Source organism: Entomohabitans teleogrylli, from assembly GCF_001484765.1.
GTDB classification, from domain to species: domain Bacteria; phylum Pseudomonadota; class Gammaproteobacteria; order Enterobacterales; family Enterobacteriaceae; genus Entomohabitans; species Entomohabitans teleogrylli.
The window spans coordinates 1-987 of record NZ_LLXO01000087.1; the positions used below are offsets into that span (position 1 = coordinate 1).

Annotated in this window: 2 protein-coding genes; both read left to right on the forward strand. The window is 55.8% G+C overall.

Going from position 1 to position 987, the window contains the following annotated elements; all coding sequences use genetic code 11:
- Positions 1-34: 34 nt before the first annotated feature.
- Positions 35-460 carry a phiTE_015 family protein gene (locus tag AQ981_RS28350; RefSeq protein WP_058914519.1) on the forward strand — a complete coding sequence of 142 codons (426 nt, stop codon included), beginning with the start codon at positions 35-37 and terminating at the stop codon, positions 458-460.
- Positions 460-945, forward strand: a complete 486-nt coding sequence (locus AQ981_RS25310) for an XF1762 family protein (protein ID WP_058914520.1) — start codon at positions 460-462, stop codon at positions 943-945. The genes AQ981_RS28350 and AQ981_RS25310 overlap by 1 nt, the downstream gene beginning before the upstream one ends.
- The last annotated feature ends 42 nt before the right edge of the window (positions 946-987 follow it).

Genomic DNA, 987 nt, shown 5'->3' on the forward strand with positions numbered 1-987 from the left:
ACAATCATGATGTTCCGCAGAGAGGAAAAGGCTAATGACTGATATTACCGAACTGGCGCAGAGAGAGAAATTCGAGGCGTGGCTGGAAGGCGAAGCGGCTCTGCCGTGGGGCTACCTCAAAAAGCGCCGGACTTCTGATGGCGCATACCATGAGCCGAACATCACCGACATGTGGTCCGCATGGAAAGCGGCTGGCGCTGTGACGATAGAGGCGCTGGAGAAGGCGCAAACAGAGAATGAATTGGCCCGAGGCCAGTTATTCATTGCCCAGCGAACGCTATTAAATCAGCAGGCAAAAATCGCTGGGCTTGAGTCGCGCACCGTCACCGTGAAGCAGTTCGATGAGTTCCAGATTTGTCACTATGGCGCTACTGAGGACTACGCGAAAGGCTATATCGATTGTCAGAACAATTTCTTCAAGTGGCTGACCGCCGCCGGCATCAAGTGGGAGGCTGAGTGATGGTCATCTCACCAATAACGCTGAAAACCGCACAGGAATTTATCGCACAGCACCACCGGCACAATAAACCGCCACGCGGACACAAGTTCAGCGTCGGGCTGAAAAACGCCGCTGGGGAACTGATTGGCGTTGCGACAGCAGGTCGCCCGGTAGCTCGCCACTTCGACGATGGGCTGACGCTTGAGGTCAATCGTACCTGCACTACTGGTGAACGCAACGCTAACAGCGCTCTGTACGGCGCAATCTGGCGCGCTGCCAGAGCAATGGGCTATCACCGCTGCATCACATATACCCAAGCTGATGAATCGGGCGCGTCACTGCGTGCCGCTGGTTTCGTGCGTGTCAAAGAGTTGCCCGCTCGGCCTGGCTGGGCGGCATCAAGCGTGATGCTCAAAGACAAGCGCGACCCGGTTGGAAATGGTGGTGTGCCTCGTGTTTTGTGGGAAATTCGTAGCACCGCGGGCATCAAGTGGGAGGCTGAGTGATGGCTAAATCAGCGATGAAATATATGGTCCGCGCCTGGAACA

What these genes read in the sequence shown, in the direction of transcription:
- AQ981_RS28350 (WP_058914519.1), top strand. Translation starts at nt 35, where the DNA reads ATGACTGATATTACCGAACTGGCGCAGAGAGAGAAATTCGAGGCGTGG.
- AQ981_RS25310 (WP_058914520.1), top strand. Translation starts at nt 460, where the DNA reads ATGGTCATCTCACCAATAACGCTGAAAACCGCACAGGAATTTATCGCA.